This is a genomic window from Chamaesiphon sp., assembly GCF_041738855.1.
In the GTDB taxonomy this organism is placed as follows: domain Bacteria; phylum Cyanobacteriota; class Cyanobacteriia; order Cyanobacteriales; family Chamaesiphonaceae; genus Chamaesiphon.
This window is the reverse complement of record NZ_JBGSPA010000108.1, coordinates 14,115-36,186: the sequence shown is the minus strand read 5'-3', so window position 1 is coordinate 36,186 and position 22,072 is coordinate 14,115. Positions and strand designations below refer to the sequence as shown.

Annotated in this window: 15 protein-coding genes; 2 read left to right on the top strand and 13 right to left on the bottom strand. The window is 47.7% G+C overall.

The genetic code is table 11. From position 1 onward, the window contains the following. Positions 1-31: 31 nt before the first annotated feature. Together ACEW9I_RS10060 and ACEW9I_RS10055 are read right to left on the bottom strand one after the other, a co-directional pair. The gene (locus ACEW9I_RS10060; protein ID WP_373540211.1) at positions 32-763 is read right to left on the bottom strand and encodes an HAD family hydrolase; all 732 of its coding nucleotides are present in this window, start codon (positions 761-763) and stop codon (positions 32-34) included. A 43-nt stretch (positions 764-806) separates the two neighbouring features. Continuing rightward, complete coding sequence (locus ACEW9I_RS10055) at positions 807-962, bottom strand: hypothetical protein (protein WP_373540210.1); 156 nt, start codon at positions 960-962, stop codon at positions 807-809. Between the two features lie 300 nt (positions 963-1,262). On the opposite strand from ACEW9I_RS10055, the gene ACEW9I_RS10050 reads away from it, so the two are divergent. After that, on the top strand, positions 1,263-2,108 hold the full coding sequence (locus tag ACEW9I_RS10050; protein ID WP_373540209.1) for a universal stress protein: 846 nt from the start codon (positions 1,263-1,265) through the stop codon (positions 2,106-2,108). A 115-nt stretch (positions 2,109-2,223) separates the two neighbouring features. Beyond that, positions 2,224-4,182 carry an FHA domain-containing protein gene (locus ACEW9I_RS10045; protein WP_373540208.1) on the top strand — a complete coding sequence of 653 codons (1,959 nt, stop codon included), beginning with the start codon at positions 2,224-2,226 and terminating at the stop codon, positions 4,180-4,182. Positions 4,183-4,371: 189 nt separating this feature from the next. Here ACEW9I_RS10045 and ACEW9I_RS10040 read toward each other — a convergent pair whose 3' ends face one another. The 11 genes from ACEW9I_RS10040 to ACEW9I_RS09990 all read right to left on the bottom strand — a co-directional run bounded on the left by ACEW9I_RS10040 (position 4,372) and on the right by ACEW9I_RS09990 (position 22,046). After that, on the bottom strand, positions 4,372-5,325 hold the full coding sequence (locus tag ACEW9I_RS10040; RefSeq protein ID WP_373540207.1) for a DUF1517 domain-containing protein: 954 nt from the start codon (positions 5,323-5,325) through the stop codon (positions 4,372-4,374). A gap of 304 nt (positions 5,326-5,629) precedes the next feature. Further along, a complete protein-coding gene (trmFO, locus tag ACEW9I_RS10035) occupies positions 5,630-7,000 on the bottom strand; it encodes an FADH(2)-oxidizing methylenetetrahydrofolate--tRNA-(uracil(54)-C(5))-methyltransferase TrmFO (protein ID WP_373540206.1) in 1,371 nt (456 codons plus the stop codon). A gap of 40 nt (positions 7,001-7,040) precedes the next feature. After that, on the bottom strand, positions 7,041-9,362 hold the full coding sequence (locus ACEW9I_RS10030; protein WP_373540205.1) for a GumC family protein: 2,322 nt from the start codon (positions 9,360-9,362) through the stop codon (positions 7,041-7,043). Positions 9,363-9,517: 155 nt separating this feature from the next. Continuing rightward, entirely contained in the window at positions 9,518-10,417 is a 900-nt protein-coding gene (locus tag ACEW9I_RS10025) for a hypothetical protein (protein ID WP_373540204.1), read from the bottom strand. Between the two features lie 20 nt (positions 10,418-10,437). Next, a complete protein-coding gene (locus ACEW9I_RS10020) occupies positions 10,438-11,604 on the bottom strand; it encodes an endo-1,4-beta-xylanase (protein ID WP_373540203.1) in 1,167 nt (388 codons plus the stop codon). A 31-nt stretch (positions 11,605-11,635) separates the two neighbouring features. Beyond that, positions 11,636-12,433: a WecB/TagA/CpsF family glycosyltransferase gene (locus ACEW9I_RS10015; RefSeq protein ID WP_373540202.1), complete on the bottom strand. Its 798-nt coding sequence runs from the start codon at positions 12,431-12,433 to the stop codon at positions 11,636-11,638. A gap of 133 nt (positions 12,434-12,566) precedes the next feature. Next, positions 12,567-13,790: a glycosyltransferase family 4 protein gene (locus tag ACEW9I_RS10010; RefSeq protein WP_373540201.1), complete on the bottom strand. Its 1,224-nt coding sequence runs from the start codon at positions 13,788-13,790 to the stop codon at positions 12,567-12,569. Between the two features lie 31 nt (positions 13,791-13,821). Then, positions 13,822-15,045, bottom strand: a complete 1,224-nt coding sequence (locus tag ACEW9I_RS10005; RefSeq protein WP_373540200.1) for a glycosyltransferase — start codon at positions 15,043-15,045, stop codon at positions 13,822-13,824. A gap of 278 nt (positions 15,046-15,323) precedes the next feature. Next, a complete protein-coding gene (locus tag ACEW9I_RS10000) occupies positions 15,324-16,616 on the bottom strand; it encodes an oligosaccharide flippase family protein (protein WP_373540199.1) in 1,293 nt (430 codons plus the stop codon). Next, positions 16,616-17,893 (bottom strand): O-antigen ligase family protein, encoded by a 1,278-nt coding sequence (locus tag ACEW9I_RS09995; protein WP_373540198.1) that lies wholly within the window; start codon positions 17,891-17,893, stop codon positions 16,616-16,618. Before ACEW9I_RS09995 ends, ACEW9I_RS10000 begins: the two co-directional genes overlap by 1 nt. Further along, on the bottom strand, positions 17,880-22,046 hold the full coding sequence (locus ACEW9I_RS09990; RefSeq protein ID WP_373540197.1) for an amino acid adenylation domain-containing protein: 4,167 nt from the start codon (positions 22,044-22,046) through the stop codon (positions 17,880-17,882). Before ACEW9I_RS09990 ends, ACEW9I_RS09995 begins: the two co-directional genes overlap by 14 nt. Positions 22,047-22,072: the final 26 nt, after the last annotated feature.

The window sequence follows — 22,072 nt, the reverse complement described above, 5'->3', positions numbered from 1 at the left end:
GTCTCAATTATAGGTGAGAGTCTTGTCACAACTAGATAGTAATTTGTAACTGGGATAAATCCTCGATCGAGATATCTGCCATAGTTAAAGGCTTCATCGATCGCCCCCAGGAGATGCCGATACAGCCCAAAGCACCGCCTTGACTGCCCATCATCATATCCCAGCTACTATCACCAATCATCAGGGTTTGAGCGGGATTTACGCCGAGTTCCTGACAGGCAAATTGAAACAAGCGCGGATCGGGTTTGGCGAACTGAAGATCGGAACCCAAAAGCACCTGGAAGTGAGATTGTAACTTGTGATAATGAGCAAATTTGACAACTTGACTAGTCGTCGCCGCTGAAACGATGCCCAATTTTAGCCCCGCACCTGCGAAAAAGGCGATCGCTTCCTGACACCCAGGAAACATCGCATTGGGGGTAGATTCCATCACTCGATCGACTTCGCTAAAAGCTCCACGGACGATCTCTAGAGCCGCACTCCAGCTTCTACCTGTTTCGGCAATATACGCCGCCGCCGCAATTTCATTTTCATACCGACTACCCACCGCCTGCAATCCGGCTGGATCTAGCGCACCATCATGCACCCCAAATGCCATCAGGAGTGGTTCGCCGACACCAGGGATTTGAGCATCGATCAGTCGCGATCGTTTTTGGGCGAGATTGCGAAGATAGTCGCCAGAGTCTTCGAGGGTGCCGTCTTTATCAAAAATAATCGCTTGAATATCTGTAAATTTGCGACTGTGGCAGGAGATCGAGGTCATCGGTGTGAGGGGGAGGAGGATAAAGATACTGATGTTTATTCTCTCATTTCAATCGATCGAGTGGTGAATGGTGGATGGTGGATGGTGAATGGTGGATGGTGAATGGTGGATGGTGGATGGTGGATGGTGAATGGTGAATGGTGGATGGTGGATGGTGGATGGTGGATGGTGAGTGGTGAATGGTGGATAGTATGGACATCAAGCTAAATCGAATCCCTGCTCATCGTCCAACTCAGATCGACTCACACAGACGATCGCGATCGGTTCGTTGGATAGAGCAACGCGAAACTCAACTTACGATTGGCGATGTAATTAAATGATAAATAATATTGCGATCGATCGCTGCGGGGATCGCTACAGTGCAAGATCGAGAATATAACAAAAATTTTAACGACCTTGCGACGATAAAACTCTCATCGGTTAAAAAAGCCAATTGTCGGGGGTGTCAAGCTTCATCTCACCACCAGCTAATTTTAGAATTAAATAGGATGCAATACCAATGATTCAAAATATTTTAATTGCCGTCGCTGGCTTGGGTAAGTGCGAACAAATGCTCAAAATATTGATGGAAATCCCCGCCATCCAAGGGGCAAAAGTCACCATCCTACATGTAGTCACGCCTCAAGTCACCGCCGAACTGATGGCTCAAAAGCTAACCGATGGCGGTAAGATCTTGGCTAGTGCGATCGAGTATCTCAAGCTCGATCCGGCGAAAGTCAATGTGCGACTCAAACAAGGCGATCCCAAAGATACTGTCTGTCAAGTTGCTGATGAGGAAAATTCTGACTTGATTATTATGGGTTCGCGCGGACTCAATCGGCTCCAGTCGATCCTTGCCAATTCTGTCAGTCAATATGTTTTTCAGCTCACTTCGCGTCCGATGTTATTGGTCAAAGATGATGTCGATATCAAACGTATCAATCGGATTATGGTGGGATATAATCACTCGATCGCTGCCCAAGCCGCACTCAAATTAGCTCTATCGTTGTTACGAGATATCAAAGGTAGTCAACTACTATTGGTGCAAGTAAAAGCCGACCAAAAAACTGCCGATGCTTTAATCAATCCCGATCGCGATCCGATTTTTGCTCCAGCAATCAATGAAGCAAAAAAACTCGGTGTCGCCTATAAATGTATCGTCGCTGTCGGCGATCCAGGCAAAGAGATCTGTAAGGCTGCTGAAGAATTCAATGTCGATCTCGTCACGATCGGCTCACCAGAACGTCGTCCGTCGATCGCCAAGAATTTACCCGATCTCGATCGCTTACTCGGTAACTCACTTTCGGACTATGTGCGAGTCAAAGCTCCCTGTCCGGTATTATTGAATCGATCGGCTGGAAGTTAGGTCTTAGGCTTTAGGCTTTAGGCTTTAGGGATTGAATGAACGCTTAAATCGACCAAGCGACCAAAATCTCGTCCATCCTGGTAAAATTGATAACTAAATACTCTGTAAATCGCTCGTGCAAATCCGTTTGATGTGGGAAGATCCAGCCACAGGAGAACGCAAAGAACCCCTGTTAACTGTCCCAATTGCCTTGGGGCGTGAATTTGAGCGACTTCCCAATACCCTAGATGGTCAACGTGTCTGTCGGATCGTGTTGAGTAGTTTGGACATATCCCGCTATCATGCCTCGATCGAGATCCACCAAGATCGACTGACGATCGTCGATCGCGGGAGTAGTAATGGTGTCATCGTCAACGGGGTAAAACAGGCTCAAAGCCAGATCGCGCCTGGGGATATCATCCAGATCGGGAACTACCAAATCGCGATCGCGCTCCCTACCAATGCTCAACCCGTTACCACCCCAGCTAGTCAATCTCAAATCGGCTTCAACTCCGTCACCAATCGCCCAGATCCGCGCATCACTCCCCCACCGATTATTCCCGTAAATAGCTGTTTACCCCCAATCTTTCAGCAGCAACAGATCGAACCCCAGGTCATTCACGCCACGGGATTGCCTGTCGAAGAAGTCGAATATGCCACCATCGGTGGCGGGTTGGGGAGTTTTAGTTGGGTAGACTTGCTCAGAATTAGTGGGGTGAGTACCGAGCAGGTGCGCGTATTGGGGATGGAGCAACAACCCTACGGACGCTATCAGCAACTCTGTCTCAATACCCAGATCGTCCCCCAGGAGCGGCTCAGATCCCCTGCGGATGCTTGCCCTGACAATCTTTGGGGTTTTCCCAACTATGCGACCTTGGAGGCGACTAGAGGCATCGCTAGAGGGAAATGGCGATCGAGTCTCGGACACCTGTGGCAGGTATTCGCTGAGCCGACACTAGCAACTACCTATACCCCCAAAGCTGGCGATGTGATCGCCGCGATCGATCGGGAAGCAATCCGGATCGGTTGGCGCAAGATGACTCGGACAGCACATGTAAAAGCCATTCGCAAGACTACTGACGGGCGATATGCGATCGTCTATACCTGTCAACAACCGACTGATTATGCCTGCACGATCGCGCGGTACGTCCATATCGCCACTGGCTATCCCGCGCTCCAATTTTTGCCAGATCTCCAAGCCTATCGCGACCGTACCCAAGATGTGAAAACCGTAGTCAATGCCTACGAACCACACGAACACATCTATGAAGCTCTCGCCACCACTGGGGGAACACTGCTACTGCGCGGTACAGGCATTGTCGCCGCGCGGATCTTACAAAAAATCTACACACTGCGGCGGACTCACGATCGCGTCGAAATTCGGGTGATCCAGTTGCTCCGCTCTCCCAAAGTTGAAGGGAGTAGATACGGTGTCGCCGAGCGCAAAGTCGAGCACAATTATGAATTTCAGCCCTTCAATTGGCCCAAATCTGCATGGGGTGGACGCCATAAAGCTATTCTCGCCACAGCAACACCAGAGCAACGTCAGCACCTCCTCGCTGACTGGGGTGGCGTGACGACGATGAACCGCCCCGACTGGCGAAAAATCATCACTGGCGGCATCAACAAAGGCTGGTATCAGATCTACTATGGTGAAGTGCAGCAAGTCGTCCCCAATGCTCATGGTGGCACGACGACGACAATCCGCGAGTCAGGAACCAAGAGCGATCTGCCATTGGAATCAGATTTTATCATCGATGCTACTGCTGTCGATGCGCCGATTCTGGCAAGTCCCTTGCTTCAAGATTTGGTACAACAATATAGTCTACCGCTCAATCCCCTTGGGAGACTGACGGTGACACCTGAGTTTGAATTAGCAGAGTTGGCAAATCAGTCGGGCAAAGTCTATGCCTCAGGTGCGATTACGTTGGGTAATTACTATGCGCCTGTCGATAGTTTTTTAGGATTGCAATATGCAGCTTTTGAGATCGCTCAAGATCTCACATCCCGCAAGGCAAAGGAACTCCAGCCGCTAGTATTTACCCGCTCCCTCAGTCAATGGTGGAAATGGATGAATAATCGATCGCCAGATTGAGATTTATAGCAACCGCCACAGTGCTGAGGAGATGACAACGACTGGAAGTCGTTGCTCACGGTGCAAAGTCTGCCTCCGCAGACTAAAAGGCAGAGTGTCCTAACAGTCTTGGTGGTTGCTATATATCCCAAACTGACACTACTAAAAAAGCCTCCCTAAACTGGGAGGCTGTTTAAATCTAATAAAATCCTAAACTAACTTGAGATTGGGATAATGAGCCATGATATCATCAGTCGTCAACGCATCACCATTGGCTTGAGGTGTCCAGATCGCTTCCACTGCGACGATCGCACTAGCATCCAGACTACCAAGCATTTGCAACGCTCGACGCAGATCGTCTTGCCCATTGATGATGGGGAGTTCGAGCGATCGAGTAGCCGCCACCAAGAGGGTGACAATAATATACTCAGGGCGTTCTTGCTCTGCTGTTGCCAATTCACCTGTAGAGTTGAGTACGGGATTAGCGTTCGCTTGACGGAGCTGGTTATTGACTTTGCTCAGAGTTTCGGTGGTAAATTTACCGCGCTCGTTGAGGGACAATTGATTGAAGACAGCTTCAGCGCGATCGAGTTTGGCTTGCTGGACGCCAGTCTGACCATACGTCCAGTATTCAGGGTGACGTAATAGTTCGAGGCTGGTTTCTTGGAGCAGGTACATCCGACCGCTAGCCGTATCCGCATTGACAGTCTCTGCCAATTGGTCTAATTTAGACTGAACATTACGTGCATCAGCTAATAGACCGACTTGAATTTGGGCGATCGATACTTTGGGATTGTAGACATCGCCACCTTCAAAACTATCACCACCAGCGACTCGTCGGAAAGTATTGAGTAAAAATCCCCCCACCGCAACCATAATCAACAGCGAGAATAAACCGCCGCCGCCACCACCGATGAATGGGAGAAAGAAGAACGGTGAGAAACCGCCACCTGGATAATAGCCACCGCCACGACCGCCGTAAGAACCACCACTCGGGTTACTGTACCCACGACTAGGTGAGCGGAAAGAACCACCCCCAATGCGTCCGCCACTACGTGCAGCCAGCGCATCACCAGCCTGGGACATGACGAGAGTTAAGACAAGTCCGACTGCTACGAGGGATTTCATCACGGGTTTAATGAGAGTGAGTAGTTGTTGGAGCATAACCACCTGTATAAAAACTTATCCATCCTTTTAATGTAACGACTTTGACAGTTGAAAGTCTTTACTTATCGAATTTCTTCAATTTTAACGTAGGGGACTCGGCAGGAGAAATGTCGATCGATGTAGAGATAACCCCATACGGTCGTGCTAAGCGTTTGGGTCAAGACAGGCATTCCCCCTACCAAAAATTTTTAGGCGTTTCAGACCTTAATTGAGCAACGCATAACAAACTAGTCCGCGAAGGCGGACTTTGCATCATGAGCCGAGACTTCAGTCTCTAGGCTCTTCCTGTCCCAAATTCACATTAGACAAATACGGCTGGACGCGCAGACTGTGGAGCTAGCTGCTCGGCAATCAGTCGATCGATCGCACTCAAAGAGCGATCGCGATACGCTCCATAACGTTCTTGCTTATTTTTGATCTTGGTTGGCAACTCTTGGAAGATCCCAAAGTTCGGCGGCATCGGCTGGAAATACTTGGGTTCGGCAGTGCTGATAAAATCAAACAGCGAACCCATCATCGTCACACGCGGCATCGTAATCGGTTCTTGTCCCAAGAATAACCGTGCTGCGTTTGTCCCAGCCAACCACCCACCCGCCGCTGCCGCTGTATAACCCTCGGTACCGATGATTTGTCCGGCGGCTAGTAAGGTATGGCGGCTGTGGAATTGGAGCGAGGACGATAGTAACTGCGGCGAGTTGATAAAGGTGTTGCGGTGCATCACTCCCAAGCGCACGAATTCGGCATTTTCCAAGCCAGGAATCATCGAGAAAATCCGCTTTTGTTCGCCCCACTTCAAATTGGTCTGGAAACCCACCATATTCCACAGTTGTCCGGCTTTGTCTTCCTGACGCAATTGAATCACGGCATAGGGACGATGGATCTGGTTCTCAGGTGCTTTGAAATCGCCTCTGCGGGCGTCGAATAAGCCTACAGGCTTCAGGGGTCCATACCGCATGGTTTCCTCACCCCGTTGCGCCAATTCCTCGATCGGTAGACAAGCTTCAAAGAATTTGGCAGTCTCGCGATCGAAATCTTTGAGTTCGGCTTGCTCGGCATTACATAGCTCTTGCTGGAAGTGGAGGTATTGCTCCTTATTCATCGGACAGTTGAGGTATGCCGCTTCGCCTTTGTCATAGCGGGAGGCAAAGAAAGCAATATTTTTGTCGATCGAATCCCCGACGATAATCGGACTAGCGGCATCAAAAAAGTTGAGATAGTCCATCCCTGCCAACCGCTGAATATCCTCAGCAAGCGCGGGAGCTGTCAGCGGCCCAGTGGCTAAAATCACGATCCCATCGCGGGGGATTTCGGGTACTGTATCGCGGCGAAATTCGACCAGGGGATGGTTGGCGAGGGTTGCGGTCAGATCGTGGCTAAACTGACCGCGATCGACTGCTAATGCGCCACCTGCGGGGACGGCATGATGGTCGGCTTTGCCAATAATAATCGAACCCAAGCGGCGCAATTCTTCGTGCAGTAATCCGGCGGCGCGATCGGTAGATTGGGCACCAAATGAGTTACTACACACCAGTTCTGCTAATTCTTGGCTATGATGTGCTGGACTCAAAGTGTGGGGACGCATCTCATGTAGAGTCACGGGTACACCCGCCTGCGCGATCTGCCAAGCTGCTTCTGTACCTGCTAATCCACCACCAATCACCTGAACGCGCATATCGATTAAGATTATAAATCCTGCCGTCTCATTATAATCCTTATTTACTCGGTCTTTTGAGCGGCTCAGGTTTGCCAAACATGGTAGTTGATGCGACTGGGTCGGTAAATCTGGTTTCTTGCCTGGATCGATCGGCGATCGTTTCGCCGAGTTGGGTCATATAATCTGTCCAAGGTGCCTCCAGATCTGGCTCTACGCTAAAATAGGCTTCAGTCGCCGAAAAATAATCTGCTGATTCATTTTTGGCAATTACTCCATTCACAATTAGTCCCAATACATTGGTATGAGCCATTTTTAATTTTTCTAGTGCAGCATTAGCACTATTGGCGTCGATGACACCTGGGCGCGCGACCAACAACAGCCCATCGGCGATCTGCCCAACACTCAGGACATCACTAGCTACCAAGATCGGTGGCGTATCGATAATTACAAAATCGTACAGATCGGTAACTTCATTAATTAATGACTTCATCTGCTGAGATTCCAGACATGAGAGCGGATTATGCGGTCGAGTTCCAGCCGTCAATACATCCAAATTCTCCATCACTGTCCACAAGATTTGTTTGAATTTTTTGGATTTGCCCATTAGGAGATCGCTCAATCCTTTCGCCAACGGTAGTTTCCAGAAACGGTGCTGATAAGGAACGCGCAAATCGGCATCAATCAAGAGGACTTTGTGACCCATTCCGGCGATCGCTGCGGCCAAATTGGCTGCTACTTTAGATTTACCTTCATTGGCGATCGAGCTTGAGATCGCGATCGTTTTCAATGGTCGTTCTGTACTCAGAAATCGTAAATTGGCTTGAATATCCCGAGACATTTCACTAGTTAGAGATTGGGGTGTATCTCTAACTGCAACCTCTAGTGTGGTTGACTCTGGTTGGCGATCGCGTTTGCGCGACTTTTGCTTATTTGCAGGGATCGATCCTAATAAAGTATACCCAAAGATCTTCTCGATTTCTTTGACTGTCTTGAGCGACTTATCTCTAGATTCTAGATAAGCAATTGCACTAGTACCCAATAAAGCACCGAGCAGCATTCCCAAGCCCCAAATTAGTGGCTGCTTACCTGATTCGGGTTTTTTAGGAATCGCTGCATTAGTCAAAATCCGAGCATTTGAAATATTTTTGTTTTGTGCTAATTGCAGTTCTTGCACCTTCTTCAATAACGTTTGATATGTAGATTGAGAGACTTCAAGCTGCCGCTCTAGCTGCCGTTGAGTCTGCAATAGCTGCGGCATTGCACCGACTCTTTTTTCATAAGCCGCACGAGAATTTTGGAGCGAAGTTAGTTTGTTAACTAAGCCAGTTTGCTGCACTTCCGATCGCAGCAGCTCCCCAATCATACTTTGCTTGAGTTCTCCAATTCTGAGTATGCCTTGCGGCACTTGTGTTTGACTACCGATCGCCGTCTGAATTTGACTCTGTAAGAGGGTTGACAATTTAGATTGCTTCTCTTTGAGACTGATGATAATTGGATTGGTTTCCGAAAAGCGACTACTTTCAGTTGCCAGTTGTCGCTCGACATCTTGTAGCTGGTTCAGACTTCCTTGAATAGCTGGTGACTGACTAATTGCACTAATCGTCATCGCCTCTTGTGAATTTAGATTAATTTTTTTATATAAGTCCTTGCTTTGAGCCGTTACCTGTTCTAGCTCAGAGCGCACGGCATTGATACTAGTATCCAAATTCCCCATCACGCCAACAGCCGATTTGGCTTCTTCTGATAAATCGACAATGTTATGTTCTTGTTTGAATTTACGGACTACTGCTTCGGCTTGGTTGACAGCAGCTAGTGTCTGCGGGAGTTGCCGATCCATAAATAGGCGTGCAGTTCCCGCCTCAGCTCGACTTGTCCGAATGTCATTTTCTAGATAAACATTCATCAGTGTATTAACGATCTTTGCCGCTGCTTGACGATCGCGACTCTTGTAATTGATTTGCAGTATATCTGAGCCACCAACAATTTTAGATGTTAACCCAGTCTGAAGATCGCTCACCTCCAGCGGTTTATTGCGCTCGTCTTTGAGCTGGAGCCGATCGATAGTTTGCTGCAACAAGGGGCGTGAAGTAATAATTTCGATCTGGGTGCCAAGTGGATTTTGAGTTGATGTTAGTGACTTTAAGTCTCCTGACTCGCCACCTTCCATGCTCGTCGGTACGAGATTGGAGCCTACCACCTTGAAGGTAGGATTCTTGAATAATAGTCTTCCTTCGGCTTGGTAAGTTGGCTTTTGAAATGAGGCAGCAACAATACTCAGCGCAACTGTAGTCGCAAAAATGCTAACGGCAGGAATCCAATGTCGTTTGACTGCTAATAAATAATTACTGAGGTCTAAATCGATCGATTCCTTGGATTCCATAACAATTCTCATAATTGATTAAATATTAACATAGGACATCATTCGATAAAATCAGTCAAAATACTGACTCTAATTCAGCTATAAATATTATTTGTAAGTGATAATTTAATCAAATTAGGGCTTTAATCTATCCTAAAAATTTCAATATTAACTGTTTAGGAACTAGTTTTGACGATCGTGTAATCTATCCCCTCGATTTGATGTGCGGTATCAGTAAAAGAACTGTAGTAACTACCAATCAATTTTCGACATTTTGATAAGCAATAAAGATCGATGACGGCATCTTCAATCGCCACAGGATCGTCACGATCGAGTGACTGCTTCTGGTAGGTAATGATGCGATTTGGAAAGGTTTGTTTTAACTGCTCTTCTTCTAGTTGTGAATCGGTGGCGACAAAAAACTTGGTGTTATTATCTAGAGAAATCTCTGCTTGCATTAATTCAATAAATGCGGTCGTCGGGCTGGATGCTAGGGATTGGTGATTGTCAGTACGTCGAATATGCACGCCAATGACACGATCGAAATTGGTGGCGATCTCGGTAATAATCCGCTGCAACCGCTCCACTGGGACAAAATTGGCAAAAGGATGCGCGGATGGATAAAAGCGATGTACCGTAGCAATATACACTCGCTTATCAGCAGCTAGTTGTTGAAAATCACACCCGATATAGTCCCGAGCATGATAACTTTCCATTCGATCGAATGTCAAAACTAGATCGAATGACTTCAATACATATTTGAAATATAGGCTTTGAATCATCCCGCCAATTTTGGTACGACAAATTTTTTCGACTAGGCGACTAAATAGATCGCTAGTATCAATTTGGACGATCCGATCGATGCTGGAAGGCAGCTCGAATAAATCTTCAAATCGACAATTTAGATCGGCATTCAGTTGCCAAATCACCTCTAGATAGCTATGATTTGCTTGAGCTAAAGCGATCGCGGCATCGATGGTGCGGAGTCGATTACCTAAACCACCGATCGGTTTGATACAAATGACTGAAGACTGACGGTTGCCGGAAATCTTGTCGGAATTACGAGCTGAAAACATGATGACGAGACTTTGAGTAATTAACGTTTGGGAGCGCGATCGAATGCCCACGCGATCGCTTGCTGGGCTAGTTTGGGCTGGTAGTGACGATCGAATGGTAACGGACGCACTGGTGCTCGATCGGTGCGAGGTTTTTCTTGTGCTAGCCAAGTGTAGCGATCGCTCAGTCCCCAGGTAGTCACGGAGATGACCGCACGTTCGTCGAGCGCAGTCGTCAGATAATCCGCATACATCCTGGCGATCGCGCGATCGCGGTTGGCAATCTCCACAGGCAAATTACGATCGGTGACATCTAGCTCAGAGATCTGGATTTTCAAGCCCAATTTAGCAACACTGCTCAGAAACGATCTAAATTTAGCCCGATTGAACCGATCGCGGTTGACTGATAGATGCGACTGAATCCCCAACGCATAGATCGGCGTACCCTGCTGTTGGAAACGTTGTAATAAGTTCAAAATCGCCTCGCGCTTGGCATCAGCTTCAGGGGTATCGTACTCCATCCCAAAGTCGTTGTACACCAATTTGGCTTGAGGATCGGCTGTAGCTGCCACCCGAAAGGCGAGATCGAGATAGTCTGTACCGAGCAACTTGAGCCAGGGGGTGTCCCTGAATCCATCAGCGCGGCGGTTGTGTCCGACATGGATCGCTTCATTGACGACATCCCACGAGGAGATCTTGCCAGCATAACGCCCCATGACCCTCTGGATATGCTCGGTCAAGATCTGCTCGGCAGTGGTAGGGGTGAGCGTCGCCTCCACCCACGGTGGCATCGCTTCATGCCAGATCAACGGGTGCCCGTGCAATCGGAGCTGATGCCGAGTAGCAAACTTGACAAAATAGTCACTTGCAGTAAAGTCGAAAGTACTCACGCTCGGGCGAGATGTCACCCAATAGCAGCCGACTGTCATCATGCCACATTCGCGCACAAACCGCGATTGGAGGGCGAGATCGCTGGCAAATTGGCGATCGTCAGCCTGCGGGAAAGCTCCATAAATTAACCCTTTAGCTTGCGCCCGCTGCCGGAGCGATTTTTTGCCAACGACTGTGAATTTTTGGTTGTCGTTGATACTATGGGCTGGATCGATCGCCAATCGAGTCAATGACCAAACAATCGGCGCACCGATCGCCCCCAGACCCAATCTCAGAGCGCGTCGCCGCGAATATAACCGCCGTCGAAATAATTTCACGATCTACATCTCACCACTAACTACCATTAAATTATTTAGCGTTAGAAGACTGGCGATTGAGCCGCTGGGTCAACCATTGATAGCCCAAAAACACGATAAAGCGGGGATTGTTGTACAGATACCGCTGCCACAATCGACCTGGCTCTTGATACCAGCGAAACAACCATTCCAACCCGCTGTTCTGCATCCAGCTTGGAGCTTGCTTGACCCGCCCCGAGTGAAAATCAAACGCCGCACCCACACCCAATAGCACCGCCGGAATCTGGCTAGTGTGAGCCGCCATCCACTGCTCCTGCTTGGGACAACCGATCCCGACAAACACAATCTGTGCTGCCGAATCAATAATCTGCTGGCGATAGTCGGCTGCCTCTACTGGCGTCACCGCTCGAAACGGTGGCGCAATCCGGCAGACAATTTCAATGCCTGGAAACTTGGACTCTAGGAAGCTCACAAAATCGTCCAGACTCTCCACTGTCCCGCCATATAAACCGATCGGGACGCGCTGTGTGGCAGCAGCGGCACAGACTTGGAGCATCAATGTCGGCCCATAGACGCGCTGGGCATCGGGAATACCAAACCAGCGCAGTGCCCACACCAAGGGCATTCCATCCGGCGTCACCAGATCGGCCTGATTGACTACTTCCGCAAACTGGGGCGAGTCAAACACGGACATCGCCATGTGGACGTTGGCAGCGCACACATAGCGATGCTCTCGGTGCTGCGCCCAGTCCAAAATTTGGTGGGTGGCGAGTTCGTAACTGGTCGCATCGACGCGCATTCTGAGAATGCGGCGATGTAGTGGTAAGTTGACTGAATTGAGTGAGTGCATGTGTCTAGATTAGACTTCCTGCGAAAGTAATTGAAGATTGTCTTGTGCTAACAACTTGAGCCGATCGATTCTCTACCCCCTACCCTCTGTCTTGATGCGCTAAACCCTCGGCAAAGCCTAGGAGCGCGCATCGCTACCCTCTACCCTCTACTGAGCTGGTGGTAGACTCGCGATCGAGTGTTTGGAAACTGGTATCTGCCAAAAACTGGGCGACCATTGCGGGAGTGTGCTGGGAGATCGTCGCTTGGGCGGCTCGACCCATTGTCGCGATCGATTCTGGTGACGCGATGATGGATCGCATCATTGCTGCCATCGCCGCCGGATCGTGCGGATCGCAAATCCAGCCATTTTCGCCATGAGCGATCAGCTCTGACGATCCAGCCCACTGCGAACACATCACCGGTTTGCCAAATGCCATCGCTTCTAGTGTCACCATCCCCCAGATATCTTCTAGCGATGGAAATACAAATACGTCAGCTTGCTGAAAATAGCCCCCCAGTTGACGGTAATCAATCCACCCCAACCACTGGACGCGATCGTCCAGATCGTGGCTGTGGCAGTAAGCTTGGAGTTCCGCCTGTTGGGGGCCGCGCCCCGCGATCTGGAGCGAAAACCGATCGCCCGATTGCCGCAACATCTGACAAGCTTGCAGCAAGAGCTGAAGCCCTTTGCGCTCTTCGATCCGACCGACATAGAGAAAAATCGGCGACGGCAGATCGAGCGGGATCGCTGCTGGCGATCCAGACATCCCCAATAAAGTCTGAGGATCGGGAACTAGATATGGTCTGACGGTAATCTGCTGACTATCCACCCCCAAATACTCGCAAAAATAAGCTTTACCAGCTTCACTATTGGTAATAAACCGATCGACAAACCGCGCGATCAGCGATCGTACCAGCAAGCGCGGCGGGGAGTCGCGAAAGTCCACATTGGGCGAACTGCCATCCCAGGCGAGGACGATCCGCCAGCGACCGATCGGTTTGGCAAGGATCGCCAGCATCGTCCAAATCGAGAAGCCACAAGCAATTACCACCTGTGGCTTGAATTGCAACAGCCGTCCGACGATCGCGGGTGATAAGCGCATATAGCCGCCACTGTAGTCGGTTTTGTCCTGACTACTCGTCACCCTGACTGTCGTCCCGACGACTTCGACAGTCGCATTTTTGGGGTCATCTGGGTCGAAGCCTGCCCACGGGCGACCTGTGTACAATCTCACTTGGTGAGACTGTGCCAATTGGGACAAAACTGGTTGCCAGTAGGTACCCAATTCTACGGTCGGAAATAGGAGCGCGATTCGCAACGCCTGGTACGAATCCCGATCTGGCAGTTTGTGGGCGGTAGTGTTGGAGTCAAGCATCGATGGTAATAATTGCTAGCTGGAGAGGAGGTTAAGATCGGACGATCGATTGGATCTCGGCGATCGTCTTATCGATGATTTCGCCACCAAAATACGCCTGGAGTAATTGCCGTCTGCGGAGCATCTCCCCTGGACAGTCGCTCGGCGGTACAGTGCAATTGGCGAGCAAAAAATCGCCGATGGTGGCAGCAAAAGTTGCTGGCTCGTTAGCAATGCTAAAGTATTGTTTCACCGCTGTTGGTAAGCCCGATACGCCCTCACTAGTCGAGACGATCGGTTTACCAAACTGTAACATCTCGATCGATTTAATTTTGACGCCACTACCTGTCAAGATCGGATTGATTAATACTTTTCCCGACTGATATGTATCGCTAGCCGAAATGGGATCGATCTGGAGACTTACGCGCTCCGTATGGTGGCAAATCTGGACGATCCGATCGACAGGTTTGAAGCCAGCGATGAGTACTGTTACTTGCGGCAATCGATCGCGGATGAGCGGCAATACCTCAGTCAAGAACCAGATTACTCCAGCGACATTATTCTCAGCATTTAAGTTACCCAAAAATACGATATCGTAGGACTCATTCAGTGCTGGAATGTTTGGACTCTCGACGGCTGCCAACTCGATTAATGGTGGTAACAGGCGACCATTTGTCAAGTTCTGAGCTTGCCAAAACCTGAGATCGTCAGCCGAAATATCATAGAATAACGCACTACTTGCTAATAGCTTCTTCTCATATCGCTCTAAGTGCAGCATCGCTAAATATCGTCTAAATTTATCCTTGATACTAATCGCGGCGGCGAACATTTTTTGAGCATAGAGATGTTCGATATTGTGCGATCGGGTGACCATTGGCACCTGTAGCTCCTGACTCAATCTAGTAGCGATCGCGCCACCATGAATCCCATCTAAAAAAATGATATCTGGATTGAAGTCTCGCGCTTCATTCATCAAGTTAGCCAATTTTTGTCCTTTAATCAGTCGCGAAGAAGTTTCCAGCGGATAACTAAAAAGATCGGTGATTCTGCGAAGTCGGGAGAGCGATGTTTGTTCGATCTGAATTGGATGTAATTTGCTAGCATATTTACAGATTTGGGCGATTGTTTCAGTGGTTGGGGGGGTACCAAACCACCAAAATATCAATTGTAATTCTACACCTCGCTCTGCAAAAGCTTTAATCCTGCGCCACATATCGATCCGGCTACCGTGCATGGCTGGATAAGGAATTTCTTGACAGATTAAAGTTATTTTCATGTTTTAATATTTTAGTGAGAAAATTAGAAATTAATCTGAACAGCGGGACGCCGCTCCTCAAACTCCTCTGCGTATGGATGGCTGGTGTGAAGCGTGGTGCAGCATTTACTTTATTCTAGAATTTAGTTAAGATTTTTATCGTAATTTATAAGCCAGAAGTAGGGTGGGCACTGCCTACCAGCTAAGGTTTATGCAGTTTATTCGCAGCCAATATTTGCGTCTAATAACTTAATTAAAAATATCAAATATATCTATAGATCGATCGCTGAATCGATCGATTATCCTCCATCAGCTTGAGATTTTTGTTTCCAATAAAAGAACGCAACAGATATCCATAAAACTAACATCAGCAATCCATCTGAAGTCAAACTAGCCCAAGCAGCACCTTTCCATGAATACAATGGAATCAACCAGAGATTGATAGCGATATTGAAGATGGCAATCCCAGCTTCGAGCATACTCCGCCAACGTTGAAATCCAGAACCGCTGAGGATATCGCCCCCAAAATGCTGCATGGCTCTAAAGAGGGGAATCGGTGCCAACCACCGCAATGCTGCGACTACCTCTCGATATTCATCACCCAAGACTAGGGGGACAATCGGTGCTAGCACTAACATCGCGACACCCGCGATCGTGCTATAAGTGGCAGTAATTGCCACCAATGGTCTGGCAAAAGTTAACGCTGCGCCGATACCATCTTTACCCTTCCGAAAAAAGTCGGCATAAGCAGCACCCGCGATCGAAATTACGGGGATAAATGCCACATCGATCAAGCGATATGCAGCAGCATAGATACCTGTTGCTGCTAATGTCGATAGTCGCGCTAGCATGGTTTTGTCGATATCGCTGTAGATGGTATAGGCTGAATTACTCACCGAAAATGATAACCCTTCGGTAAGTTCGGATTTAATTCGTGCCAATTCCAAGGTTGGCGATCCCAACCACCGCTGCACTAAGATCGCGGCAAATAGTGCTGATACCATACTGCTAGCTGAATACAAGCATACCCATTCAAGACTATTGGGATTGGGGAAAAACTTCAATAAAGCGATCGCCGCTAGCACTTTGGTAAACATAATAAAGATCCCAATTTGTGCCGATACATTCAATCGATCTACTGCTTGAAACGATCTCCCTGCGAGATTGGTAATACTCCCAAAAATCAAATCGCCCACGGCTACTAATAACAGCGTGAGCGGTGAGATCGATCGCGGCAATAGTAGCGGCGATAGGAGTACTAGCAAGGAAATAAATCCTACTCCAGTTACCAAGACAACCACTAGCGAGTTACCCCAATATGCTGCAAATAGACTGCGATTTTTTGCGACATTCTTGAGGAGTAGAATTTCCATCCCTAGCCCCACAAATGGCGAAACGATCGCCGCTAAAGCTGTCATGCTCACAAATTCGCCATATTGGGCGACACCGAGTGTCCGCGCAATAATCACAAAGTAAGCAGCTTGCAACACCAAGCCCAATCCTCTGCCAATGAACAGCCAGATCGCCCCTCTCACGAGCGGCTTTTGCATGAGGCGATGGATATAAGTTTGGAGCTGATGTAAATGCGTCATTATGACTTTTCGGCAGACATTTCGTCTGGTGCAAAGTTGGTGAGTGCCAATGAGAATGCTGTGGTGATATAAAGCAGCCAAAAAAGATCGTTACGGATTGCTAGAGAGCTTTCTGTGAGATTACCTAAAACTAGATATGTCAAGTACAGTACTCCCCAAAAGCTCACCCAATGCTTATCGATTCGTACCCATTTTAAGCCCCTCATTAGTGTTTGACAGAATCCTAATCCAAAAATGATAACTCCCACTAATCCGAAATCCAACCACAAATCTAAAAATCCATTGTGGGCATTTGGTGGCGTCCAATTGACGATATACCAGACGTAAGATCCAGGACTATCCCAATCACCCCAAAATCCATTGTAGCCATAGCCCAACCACGGCTGCTTCCAAATCATTTCGAGAATAGATGGCCACATATCCGTCCTGCCCGTTAGGGTTGGATCTTTACCGATCGCACCCAATAACATCCCCGCATTTTCATTCACCCACAATGATAATCCACCACCAAAAATGACGATCGCGATCGCGGTGGGGATCATCAACTGATACCGCCATCGCAAAGTTTGAAAAATGGGAATTAGAGCCAATACCGTCAGGAAATTAATCATCGACGATGAAGATTTTGATAGCAATAATAGACAAAATGATAACCCTAGTCCCGTCAAAGGTAGCCATCGCTGTGTTTTGGTATCCATTGCTAAGAGCAGAAAAACTAGCCCACCGATGCCGATCGTTTTACCCAACACATTTTTGTGAACGTAGATCCCTCGCCAAGTACCTGAGTGGACGCCAGAAACCATCATCCCATAATGAGGATTTGACAGCGCAAATATAAAACTCAGAACGATAATGATGCCAAAACTCCAGCCTAATAATCGGAGTTGTTCGCGCATACTATACCGAGCAGACATATATAATCCAAACAGACTAGTGCCAACTAGAGCGATACTTCTAGCTCTAGTTACTGCTGGTGAGTAAGACCAAGCGATCGATCCTAGTGCAATTAACATTAGCAACCAGATCGAATACTCCTTACTCAAAGTATAAATTGATTTTTTCCACCGAATAGTTAATAAAAACAGCGAAATAAAGTAGTTAATAAAAAATATTGTCTGCTGCAAGGTATAATCGACCGGAGCGACTGAATCTTGCTCATCAATCCCTTGTCCGGCACCACTTGATAGTAGTAGTGGTAGCGGCCCCGACGAATAAACTATCAATGACAAAGTTACAAATACTCGCTCGGCGGCATTTAAATATTTATTTACAAGCATGTAATTTACGATCTCCTACCATACTTGCTGGGATCTGGTCTAAACACAATTTAATTTTTTCGGCGACCGATCTGACGACTGGTTCTCTCAAAATAGTATAGTGAGAACTAGCAATATTATAAATTTCGAGGTTGCCACCTACCAGCTCGCCCCATCCTAGATCTGGAGATAGATAATAGTCTAAAGTCTGCATTTGGCATCGAAATAACGTGAGATTGCCAGGATAAGGTCGAGCGACATAGGATTCATTTGCTTGGAAATTGGCATCGATCAGTTGGAGGAGTTCGATCGAAGGTGGTGTATCTTCGGGGAAACTCCGCAGTAAAAATTCTCGATAATCGACATTATTAAATCGATAGTCAATTCGGTCTTTAATATATTTGATCTTATCCTGATTTGCTAGTTGAGATAAGTTGCTCAAATGAATCTGAATTGATTTGGTAAACGAGGGACGTACTGCTTCGAGCTGAGGGGAGCCGCAGTCCAATAATGCTAAGAAATCTACTTGTTTACCCATTGCTTGGAGTTGCTGGGCGACCTCATAGACCAATAATCCACCAAACGAATAACCGATCAGTAAATATGGTTCTTGGGGCCAAATTGTCAACATTTCTTGGATATAGTTGCTTGCCATCTCGGGGATGCTACTTATCAATTTTTGCTTGCCATCTAAACCTTGACATTGCAACCCATAAATCGGTCGATCTTGTCCCAAATACTCGGCTAAAGGGTAATACTCGAGCACGTTACCGCCAACCGGATGAAAGCAAAATAAAGGTGGTTTGGAGCCGTGGGGTTGGATCGTTACTAACGATGACCAAGGCGCAGACCATTCCTCCTGACGAAGTACACTAGCCAGCTCGGCGATCGTTTGTTGTTGAAATAAGGTCGCTAATGGGAGGTTTTGCCCCCGAGTTTGCTCGATTTCGGCAAACAGCCGCACGGCAATTAATGAATGACCGCCTAATTCAAAGAAATTATCATTAATCCCGATCGATCGCACACCTAATAACCGTTCCCAAATTTCTGTCAGTTGTCGTTCTAACTCGTTGCGTGGAGCTACGGTCGCGGCGGACGGCGATCGCTCGAATTCAGGTGCGGGTAAGGCGCGACGATCGATCTTGCCATTGGGCGTCAGCGGTAAAGCGGCGATCGTCACAAATGCTGAAGGAATCAAATAATCGGGTAACCGCGATTGCAGAAATGTCCGTAATTCTCTGACTGTGGGCGGTACTTGTGGGCAGACTAAATAAGCAACCAAACTTTTGGTTCCAGATCGATCTGGAAGATCGATGACTGTAACTTCTCGCACGCTGGGGTGTTGAGCTAGCTGGGCTTCAATTTCGCCTAGTTCGATCCGAAAGCCGCGTATTTTGACTTGATTGTCGATCCGCCCCAGAAATTCAATATTCCCATCGGGGAGATAACGAGCCAGATCGCCTGTTTTGTAAAGTTTTCCGGTAGCGAAGGGGTGAGGAATAAATTTCTCGGCGGTTAATTCAGGTCGATCGAGGTAGCCCCGCGCCAATCCATCGCCACCGATGTAAAGTTCCCCAGGAATCCCGATCGGTACGGGTTGGAGTTGAGGGTTGAGAATATAGATTTGAGTATTCGAGATCGGTCGCCCGATTGGTATGGGAGTTACCCATTCCTCGGTTTTGGAAATCGGATAATAGGAAGTGAAGGTAGTGTTTTCGGTCGGCCCATAGACATTAATTAACTGACAATTTACTAATATGGATAATACCTTGCGGATATGTACGGCAGACATGATTTCTCCCCCAGTCAAGAGTTGGCGGAGTGGTTGTAAATCTGCCAATCGCTCATCAACCATCAAGTTAAATAGTCCAGTGGTCAGAAAGAGGGTGGTAATTTGCTGCTGTTGGATGATTTGACCTAATTCTGCTAGAGATGGCTTATCGCCTGGAAACAGGACTAGTTTTGCCCCGTTGAGCAAGCTCCCCCAAATCTCAAAAGTAGCCGCATCAAAGGAAATCGGAGCCAGTTGGAGAAATACTCGATCGGGACTAAAATCTACATAGTTAGTCGCTGTAACCAGCCGGACTACCCCTTGATGTGGGATACAGACACCCTTGGGTTGACCTGTCGAACCAGATGTATACATCACATAAGCTAAGTTAGTCGATCGCACCAGACAGGGAGGATTGGTCGGGTTGGTGGCAATCTCTTCCCAGTCAGTATCCACGCAGACAACTCGTGCATGATGAGTGGGTAACTTCTCAGCCAGTGCTGCTTTGGTCAGTAAGATGGACACGTTAGCATTTTCCAGCATGAAGGCAAGCCGTTCGGGTGGATAGGCAAGATCGAGGGGTAGATAAGCACCACCAGCTTTGAGAATGCCCAAAATTGAGACGATCGTGTCAATCGATCGCTCGATCGCCATCCCGATTAATTCATCTGGTTGGACGCCCAATCCGATTAAATAGTTTGCCAGTTGATTCGCTCGATGATTTAACTCTCGATAAGTGAGTTGTTGCTGCTCGCATATTAGGGCGATCGCCTCCGGCTCGATCTCGACGCGTTGCTCGAATAATTGATGGATACATTTAGTGTGGGGATAATCAGTTTTAGTATCATTCCAGGTCACTAATAACTGATGCTCTGCGCTCAAACTCAATAACGATAGCTCACTAATAGATCGCGTTACTGGCTCGACAATTTGTTCTAAAATATTTTCAAATGCTGCCAACCGCCGCTGGATTGTTGCGGCACTAAATAAATTGGTGTTGTATTGACAATCTAGATGTAATTGACCATCGGTAGTAGTTGCTGCATTGAGAAAAAACTCAAAGGTGGCAAAAGCACTGTGATTGGTAACAGTATCAACAGTCAATCGATCGAATCGATGTGGATCGTCGTCGGGATTGAGATCGATATTGAACACCGCCGAAATCAACGGTATCCGACTCGCATCGCGCGGAATTGCGAGTTTTTTTAATAAACTCCCAAAAGTGAAATCCTGATGTTCGTAATCATCTAAGAGCTGACTATTCCTCGCCCTCAGATACTCACTAAACTTTGATTGGGGATCGATCCTACTGCGGCAGGGCAAAAAGTTGACACAATGCCCGACCAAATTGTCCTTACCAGCAGCAATTTGTCCCGATGTGGGTACACCAACTACTAATTCGGTGCGATCGGTTATTTTTGATAAAAATACTTCAAATGCTGCGAGGAGAGTCGTCATCAGACTGCATCCATGCTCGATCCCCAATTGCTCGATCGATCGCACCAAACTTGCTGGCAATCGATGATACTCATGAGCCGCATTAAATGTCCGCAGTGGTGGACGGAAATAATCTGTAGGTAATTCTACAACTGGCGGTAAATCCGCAAACTTCTTGAGCCAATAAGCTTCGATTTCGCTGCTAGTTACAGTTACTAAACTACTATCTTCGTCTATTAGTAATCGATCGTGTGCATTTGGCAGTAAATCGAGCTTTTCCTGCTCTAAAAAAGCATACTCACTAAAATATGCGGTTGGCTCTAAATCAGGTTCGACACCGCGATCGATCGCGTTATAAAGTCTGGCTAAATCTGCCCCGAGGACGCCTAGCGACCAGCCATCACAAATAATATGATGGACTGTCAGTATCAGTACGTGTTCGCATTCATCAAATCTAATCAGTTGGGCGGTAAATAATGGGCCGTGAGTGAGATCGAACGGTGTACTGACTGCCAGCTCTTGATATTTTTGAAGTTCTCGCTCTCGGTTGAGTGTCCCCAAGCAATCGCTAACTGGCAACTGTAACTTGCTAGGTTTGGCAATCAGAATCATCGTGCCATCACCACTAAAAGTCGTCCGCAAGGATTCATGGCGATTGACTAATCCATTCACAGCAGCTTGCAAAGCATGGAGATTTAACCGACCTATTAATCGCAATGATTGAGATAGCATACAGGCTAGATTGGCTTCCTGACTGAGCTGAACGCCCAGCCAAATTTCCTGCTGAGACTCAGTAGCTGGTGCTGTCAGTACGAGTTCGCCATCGGCAAATGGATCGAATTCAATCGCGATCGAAGCTGGAGCGATCGACACCTCATCGATCGCTCCAATCGAGACTAATTGCCGCTCGGCAACTAAATGAAACTCAATATCTGTGGTACTAGATTCGGAGATGCAATCCATCATAACGGAGCAGTTTTAGCTAAACGATA

What these genes read in the sequence shown, in the direction of transcription:
- ACEW9I_RS10060 (WP_373540211.1), bottom strand. Translation starts at nt 763, where the DNA reads ATGACCTCGATCTCCTGCCACAGTCGCAAATTTACAGATATTCAAGCG.
- ACEW9I_RS10055 (WP_373540210.1), bottom strand. Translation starts at nt 962, where the DNA reads ATGTCCATACTATCCACCATTCACCACTCACCATCCACCATCCACCAT.
- ACEW9I_RS10050 (WP_373540209.1), top strand. Translation starts at nt 1,263, where the DNA reads ATGATTCAAAATATTTTAATTGCCGTCGCTGGCTTGGGTAAGTGCGAA.
- ACEW9I_RS10040 (WP_373540207.1), bottom strand. Translation starts at nt 5,325, where the DNA reads ATGCTCCAACAACTACTCACTCTCATTAAACCCGTGATGAAATCCCTC.
- trmFO (WP_373540206.1), bottom strand. Translation starts at nt 7,000, where the DNA reads ATGCGCGTTCAGGTGATTGGTGGTGGATTAGCAGGTACAGAAGCAGCT.
- ACEW9I_RS10030 (WP_373540205.1), bottom strand. Translation starts at nt 9,362, where the DNA reads ATGGAATCCAAGGAATCGATCGATTTAGACCTCAGTAATTATTTATTA.
- ACEW9I_RS10025 (WP_373540204.1), bottom strand. Translation starts at nt 10,417, where the DNA reads ATGTTTTCAGCTCGTAATTCCGACAAGATTTCCGGCAACCGTCAGTCT.
- ACEW9I_RS10015 (WP_373540202.1), bottom strand. Translation starts at nt 12,433, where the DNA reads ATGCACTCACTCAATTCAGTCAACTTACCACTACATCGCCGCATTCTC.
- ACEW9I_RS10010 (WP_373540201.1), bottom strand. Translation starts at nt 13,790, where the DNA reads ATGCTTGACTCCAACACTACCGCCCACAAACTGCCAGATCGGGATTCG.
- ACEW9I_RS10005 (WP_373540200.1), bottom strand. Translation starts at nt 15,045, where the DNA reads ATGAAAATAACTTTAATCTGTCAAGAAATTCCTTATCCAGCCATGCAC.
- ACEW9I_RS10000 (WP_373540199.1), bottom strand. Translation starts at nt 16,616, where the DNA reads ATGACGCATTTACATCAGCTCCAAACTTATATCCATCGCCTCATGCAA.
- ACEW9I_RS09995 (WP_373540198.1), bottom strand. Translation starts at nt 17,893, where the DNA reads ATGCTTGTAAATAAATATTTAAATGCCGCCGAGCGAGTATTTGTAACT.
- ACEW9I_RS09990 (WP_373540197.1), bottom strand. Translation starts at nt 22,046, where the DNA reads ATGATGGATTGCATCTCCGAATCTAGTACCACAGATATTGAGTTTCAT.